Source organism: Massilia arenae (assembly GCF_008014745.1).
In the GTDB taxonomy this organism is placed as follows: Bacteria; Pseudomonadota; Gammaproteobacteria; order Burkholderiales; family Burkholderiaceae_D; genus Telluria; species Telluria arenae.
This window is the reverse complement of sequence record NZ_VPFD01000046.1, coordinates 39,331-45,330: the sequence shown is the minus strand read 5'-3', so window position 1 is coordinate 45,330 and position 6,000 is coordinate 39,331. Positions and strand designations below refer to the sequence as shown.

At 65.4% G+C, this 6,000-nt stretch carries 6 protein-coding genes and 1 riboswitch; all 6 genes read right to left on the bottom strand.

Going from position 1 to position 6,000, the window contains the following annotated elements; genetic code table 11:
- Positions 1-449 precede the first annotated feature (449 nt).
- From FVD38_RS25620 to thiC, 6 genes are read right to left on the bottom strand one after another with little or no spacing between them, the layout of a single operon-like run.
- Positions 450-1,163 carry an ion channel gene (locus FVD38_RS25620; protein WP_147937375.1) on the bottom strand — a complete coding sequence of 238 codons (714 nt, stop codon included), beginning with the start codon at positions 1,161-1,163 and terminating at the stop codon, positions 450-452.
- 38 nt (positions 1,164-1,201) lie between these two features.
- A complete protein-coding gene (gene thiE / locus FVD38_RS25615; RefSeq protein WP_147937374.1) occupies positions 1,202-1,816 on the bottom strand; it encodes a thiamine phosphate synthase in 615 nt (204 codons plus the stop codon).
- 19 nt (positions 1,817-1,835) lie between these two features.
- Positions 1,836-2,585, bottom strand: coding sequence for a bifunctional hydroxymethylpyrimidine kinase/phosphomethylpyrimidine kinase (locus tag FVD38_RS25610; RefSeq protein ID WP_147937373.1), 750 nt, complete (start codon positions 2,583-2,585; stop codon positions 1,836-1,838).
- Entirely contained in the window at positions 2,582-3,385 is an 804-nt protein-coding gene (locus FVD38_RS25605; protein ID WP_147937372.1) for a thiazole synthase, read from the bottom strand. The genes FVD38_RS25610 and FVD38_RS25605 overlap by 4 nt, the downstream gene beginning before the upstream one ends.
- 13 nt (positions 3,386-3,398) lie before the next feature.
- Positions 3,399-3,602, bottom strand: a complete 204-nt coding sequence (gene thiS / locus FVD38_RS25600) for a sulfur carrier protein ThiS (RefSeq protein WP_123070019.1) — start codon at positions 3,600-3,602, stop codon at positions 3,399-3,401.
- On the bottom strand, positions 3,603-5,537 hold the full coding sequence (gene thiC / locus FVD38_RS25595; protein ID WP_147937371.1) for a phosphomethylpyrimidine synthase ThiC: 1,935 nt from the start codon (positions 5,535-5,537) through the stop codon (positions 3,603-3,605).
- 75 nt (positions 5,538-5,612) lie between these two features.
- A riboswitch (TPP riboswitch) is annotated at positions 5,613-5,719 on the bottom strand.
- Positions 5,720-6,000 lie beyond the last annotated feature (281 nt).

Genomic DNA, 6,000 nt, shown 5'->3' with positions numbered 1-6,000 from the left:
CTGAACCCAACAATCAATTCGCCCAGCATAGCTTTTGCACGGAACAAAGGCCAGCTACGGCGAGGAACATGATCGCACGATACTGAACAAGTAGGCTCGGAAGTCTATCTCTTCAAAAAAGCCTTGATTGCCATTCTCGCCAAAGAAAAAACAAAATAAAGCAGAACTGCAAATAGCACTGCCACTACGTAAGCGCTCGCAGGAGGCGTTGCCCCACTTAAAAACGCAAAAGTTTTTACGGACGACATCGCCAAGCTGACCAGAAAAACAAAAACTACGAGTAAGGCGCGCCAATCAAATAAAACGAGCATATCCTCTCCACGTCACGGCTAACATACCTGCAGTAATTTCATCCCATGGATGTCATGATAAATCAAGTCAGCAGCGCAGCCTGCCAAAAGCAGCACCGCCCCCTACACCAGCACCGAGCGATGCAGCACGGGCAGGCCCTAGTCCCTCTCCCAATCCTCCATCCGACGCTTGCGCGCCCTCCCCACCGCAATCCGGTTACGCGTGGTAAACGCAATCAACCGGGCCACCACCACCGCCAGGTACATCAGCCCGATCAGCATCTCGACGCTGGCCAGCGCCCGCGCGTGCACGGTCAGCGGAATCACGTCGCCGATGCCGGTGCTCGACAGCAGCGCGAAGCTCAGGTAGTTCAGTTCGGTCCAGGTGCGCGGCGCGGCCGCATTGATGGCGGCGGCAAAGGTGCCGGGATGGACTTCCTGCAACAGCACGTACAGGTGGGTGAAACCCCATGCAATCAGGGTAAAGGTGGCGCCGGCCGCGAACAGCTCGTCGGTGGTGGCCAGCTCGTCGTCCATCATGTAGGCGATCAGGCTGCCCGCCGCATAGAAATAGAACAGCGCCTCGAGGCCCGAGGACCAGGCCAGCAGTTCGCGCATCCCGAACAGGATCTGCGCCAGCAGCAGCCCGATGATCGGCACCGCCAGCGCCAGACTGACCCCCACCTCGCCGGGCGTGCGCCGCACCATGCGGATGGTGAAGGCCAGCACCACAATGCCGAAGACATTAAAGCCCACCTGGCCGGCCGGCGTGCCCTCGATGAAGGGATAGGCCAGCATGCCGACCAGCTGGACCAGGAACAGAATGGCGGACGGGTGGCGGCGGGTGTGGGCGAACAGGAGCAATGGGCGCATGGATGGACGACGGTGATCGCGATGCGCCCATTGTAGGTTCAGGCGGGCGGGAACAGCGCGCCGAACGCGCGCGCCGCCTCGGCGGGATCGCGCGAGCCATAGACGCTGGTGATCGCCGCCACCAGGTCGATCCCGCGCGCCACCAGCGGCGCCGCATTGTTCGGTGTCATTCCGCCGATGACGACGATCGGCAGGTCGAACTCGGCGCGCGCCTGGTCCAGCATCTCGGGCGGCGTGACGAAGGTGTATTTCTTGACCGGCGACGGATAGAAGCCGCCGAAGGCGATATAGCTGGCGCCCGCCTCGACCGCCGTGCGCGCCAGCGCCATCTCACCGTAGCACGAGGCGCCGACGATCTTGTCCTGGCCCAGCAGCGCGCGCGCTTCGCGGATGCCGGCGTCGGTATGGCCCAGGTGCACGCCGTCGGCATCGATCGCCTGGCAAAGGTCGAGGTGGTCGTTGATGACGAGCGGCCGGCCATGGCGGCGGCACAGCGCCAGCAGCTTTGTTGCCTGCTCCTTGCGCAGGTCGGGACCGGCTTCCTTGTGGCGGTACTGGACCAGCGCGGCGCCGGCGCCAAGGGCGGCGTCGGTCGCGGCGATCAGTTTTTCCGTATCGTCCCAGTTCGGGGTAACGAGGTACAAGCCGCGCATGTCGACTCCTTTCAGGTTGTCAGCAGGTTGTCAATTGAAGCAGGCGGCGCGGGATGCGCTGCCCCGGCGCCAGCGCATACGACTGCGCCAGCGTGTGATGGGTATAGGCCTGGGCCGCGTCGAGCGCCGCCTCCATGCGCTCGCCCAGCGCCAGCCGCGCCGCCAGCGCCGCGGCCAGCGTGCAGCCGCTGCCGTGGTAGCCGTGCGGCAGGCGCGGCCAGTGCCAGGCGCGCGCCTCGACACCGTCGACCAGCCATCGGTTGACGACGGTGTCACCGGCCGCGTGGCCGCCGGTCACCAGCATCTGGCGGCCACCATGCGCCCCAAGCGCCTCGCGCTCGGGCAGGTTGGGCAGCACGATCGTCGCCAGCGCCAGCAGTTCGCGCAGCGCTTTGATAGCGTCACCCTGCCCCAGCGCATCGCCATGGCCGCTGGCCAGCACCGGATCGAGCACCACCGGCAAGGTGGGCCGGCGCGCGCGCAAGGTCCGGATGATGTCCGCGATCGCCGCCGCATTGGCGGCGTTGCCGGGAATGCCCAGCTTGACCGCCCCGATGTCGAAGGCGGCCAGCAGCGGCGCCGCCTGGCGCGCGACCCATTCGGCATCGACCGGGCTCGCCGCATGGACCCGGTTATTGTCCTGCGCCGTGATGGCGGTGGCCACCGGCAGCGGGTGCGCACCCTGCGCCGCGATCGCCAGGATGTCGGCGGCCAGGCCGGCGCCGCCGCCGGGATCGAGCCCGGCAAACACCAGCACGCAGGGTGTCATCCCGTGATCTTTCCTTCGACGGGCGACGAGGGCGAGGCGGCGAAGCGCCGGGGCATGCGGCCCGCAAGATAGGCATCGCGCCCCGCCATTACCGCGTGCTTCATCGCGCGCGCCATGCGCACCGGATCGCCCGCGGCGGCGATCGCGGTGTTCATCAACACGCCGTCGCAGCCCAGCTCCATCGCGATCGCGGCGTCCGACGCCGTGCCGACACCGGCATCGACCAGCACCGGCACCGTGGCCTGCTCGATGATCAGGGACAGGTTCCACGGATTGAGGATGCCCATGCCCGAGCCGATCAGCGACGCCAGCGGCATCACCGCCACGCAGCCGATCTCCTGCAGGATGCGGGCCTGGATCGGGTCGTCGCTGCAGTAGACCATGACGTCGAAGCCGTCCTTCACCAGCGCCTCGGCCGCGACCAGGGTCTCCGGCATGTGCGGGAACAGCGTCTTCTGGTCGCCCAGCACCTCGAGCTTGACCAGCTTGTGCCCGCCCAGCAGCTCGCGCGCCATCTGCAAGGTGTAGATCGCATCCTTGGCGGTGTAGCAGCCGGCCGTATTCGGCAGGATGGTGAACTCGCTTGGTGGCAGCACGTCCAGCAGGCTCGGCGCGTTCGGGTCCTGGCCGATATTCACGCGGCGGATCGCCACCGTGATGATCTCGGCGCCGGCGGCCAGGGTGGCTTCGCGGGTCTGCTCCAGGTCGCGGTACTTGCCGCTGCCGACCAGCAGGCGCGATTGGTAAGCGCGGCCGGCGATGGTCAGCACGTCCTGTTTGATGTCGTTCAAAGCATTCATGTCTTGTCTCCTGTCAGCCGCCACCGATGGCGCGCACGATATCGACCCGGTCCTGCTCATGCAGGCGCCGGTGCAGCCATTGCTGGCGCGGCACCACCTCGCGGTTGACCGCCAGCGCCATCCCCTGTCCGCTCAGGCCCAGCTGTTCCAGCAGGCCGAACAGGGTTTGCCCCTGCGGCACCGTACACGGCGCCCCGTTTACTTCGATCGGCGTCATTCACACCTCCCGGTACAGCTGGGCGCCGTTTTTCACGAACTCGATCGCCTTTTCCTGCATGCCGTGCGTTAGCGCCGCATCGGCAGGTGCGCCCTGTAATCCCCTGGCGGCAGCATACTCCCGCACTTCCTGGGTGATCTTCATCGAGCAGAAATGCGGGCCGCACATCGAGCAGAAGTGGGCGACCTTGGCCGAATCCTTGGGCAGGGTCTCGTCGTGGAATTCGCGCGCCTTGTCCGGGTCGAGCCCCAGGTTGAACTGGTCTTCCCAGCGGAACTCGAAGCGCGCTTTCGACAGGGCGTTATCGCGCAGCTGGGCGCCGGGATGGCCCTTGGCCAGGTCGGCCGCGTGCGCGGCGATCTTGTAGGTGATGATGCCGTCCTTGACGTCGTTCTTGTCGGGCAGGCCCAGGTGCTCCTTGGGCGTCACGTAGCACAGCATGGCGGTGCCGTACCAGCCGATATTGGCCGCGCCGATGCCCGAGGTGATGTGGTCGTAGCCCGGCGCGATGTCGGTGGTGAGCGGTCCCAGCGTGTAGAACGGCGCCTCGTGGCACTGCTCCAGCTGCAGGTCCATGTTTTCCTTGATCAGGTGCAGCGGCACGTGGCCGGGACCCTCGATGATGGTCTGCACGTCGTGCTTCCAGGCGATCTGGGTCAGCTCGCCCAGGGTCTTCAGTTCGGCCAGCTGGGCTTCGTCGTTGGCGTCGTAGATCGAGCCGGGACGCAGGCCGTCGCCCAGGCTGAACGAGACGTCATAGGCCTTCATGATGTCGCAGATGTCTTCGAAGTGCGTGTACAGGAACGATTCGCGGTGGTGGGCCAGGCACCACTTGGCCATGATCGAGCCGCCGCGCGAGACGATGCCGGTCAGGCGGTTCGCCGTCATCGGCACATAACGCAGCAGCACGCCGGCGTGGATGGTGAAGTAGTCGACGCCCTGCTCCGCCTGTTCGATCAGGGTGTCGCGGAAGATCTCCCAGCTCAGTTCCTCGGCCTTGCCATTGACCTTTTCCAGCGCCTGGTAGATTGGCACCGTGCCGATCGGTACCGGGCTGTTACGCAGGATCCATTCGCGTGTTTCGTGGATGTGCTTGCCGGTCGAGAGGTCCATCACCGTGTCGGCGCCCCAGCGGATGGCCCAGGTCATCTTTTCCACTTCCTCGCCGATCGACGAGGTGACGGCCGAGTTGCCGATATTGGCGTTGACCTTCACCAGGAAGTTGCGGCCGATGATCATCGGCTCCAGTTCCGGGTGGTTGATATTGGCGGGGATGACGGCGCGGCCGCGCGCCACTTCCGAGCGCACGAATTCGGGGGTGATCTCGGCCGGGATGCTGGCGCCGAAGGACTGGCCCGGATGCTGGCGGCCCAGCAGCGCCGCAACGCGCTGCCCCATCGGGCCGGACGACTCCAGCGAGGCGATGTATTCCTTGCGCTGCATGTTTTCACGCAGGGCGATGAATTCCATCTCGGGCGTGATGATCCCGGCGCGCGCGTAGTGCATCTGGGTGACGTTGCGGCCGCCATGGGCGCGGCGCGGAGCCCGCTGCAGGTTGAAACGCAGTGCGGCCAGCTGCGGATCGTTCAGCCGCGCCTGGCCGTAGTGCGAGGTCGGGCCGTCCAGCTGCACGGTGTCGCCCCGTTCGGCGATCCATGCCTGGCGCATCGGCGCCAGGCCGCTGCGGATGTCGATCGCCGCGCCCGGCTCGGTGTATGGGCCGGAGGTGTCGTAGACGAACAGCGGCGGATTCGGCTCGCCGCCGAAGCTGTCGGGCGTGGGCGACTGGCTGATTTCGCGCATCGGCACGCGGATGTCGGGCCGGCTGCCTTCGATATAGACCTTGCGCGAATTGGGTAGTGGGTTGATGGCCGCGTGGTCCACCGTGGCGGTGGCGGCATCGAATACCCGGGATGACTTCAGAGGTGCGTTCATGTGGCTCCCTTGCTTGCGGAGCCAGCAAAGGAGGTGCCGGGGTGCTGCAAGGCGGACGCGGATGTGCGCACGCTTGCATCGATTCGGCTGCTTCCCTTCGCTGGCATTATCCAGATCAGGTTCGGAGGGTATTTCTCACCCACGCGCCGTTGATGCGACGTGCAGGACCCCTAGCGTTTGCCGTCACGGAGCCTGAGCTCCATGACAACGGGCCGATTATAGCCCAATCGTTTTTCGATGGGCAGAAAATGAAGGCGATGTTGTTAGAGCATCGGAGGCTGCTATCAAAGATGTGAACAAATGTGCCCAACGTCCTCTTCCTGCCCCGAGTCGTCTTGCTAACCGTTCTCGTATCTGACAGGCGTTACTTTCCCGCCTCCCGCCGATGATTATCGGCGGCAGTGTCTGACGTCACCGCCAGACTCGCCACGGGTAGCGCCGTTTTCGCTGCAAGAGCGATGGT